The following is a 387-nucleotide window of genomic DNA, read 5'->3' as shown; positions in this document are numbered from 1 at the left end:
GGCCATGGCCCAGGTGCAGCTGCAGGAGTCTGGGGGAGGATTGGTGCAGGCTGGGGGCTCTCTGAGTGTCTCCTGCGCAGCCTCCGGGCGCACCCGTACAATGGGCTGGTTCCGCCAACCTCCAGGGAAACAGCGTGAACTTATAGTAGGTATTGGTTGGAGCGGTGCTACCACGTATTATGCAGACTCCGTGAAGGGTCGTTTCACGGTCTCCAGAGACAACTCCAAGAACACGCTATATCTGCAAATGAACAGCCTGAAACCTGAGGACACGGCCGTTTATTACTGTGCAGCAAGTTGGCAATTCAGTTTCCCTGGCGACTCTAAATCCTATGACTACTGGGGTCAGGGGATCCAGGTCACCGTCTCCTCACACCACCATCACCA

The 387-nt window shown here is 56.1% G+C and carries 1 protein-coding gene; it reads left to right on the top strand.

Translation table 11 applies throughout. The features are described from left to right. Window positions 1–4: 4 nt before the first annotated feature. A partial coding sequence (locus tag OO258_RS27850) for a hypothetical protein (RefSeq protein ID WP_416309237.1) occupies window positions 5–387 on the top strand: 383 nt, incomplete at its 3' end.

It is taken from the genome of Pseudomonas sp. DCB_BI (assembly GCF_026240995.1).
Taxonomy (GTDB): Bacteria; Pseudomonadota; Gammaproteobacteria; order Pseudomonadales; family Pseudomonadaceae; genus Aquipseudomonas.
This window is presented reverse-complemented; position numbering and strand designations above follow the sequence as displayed.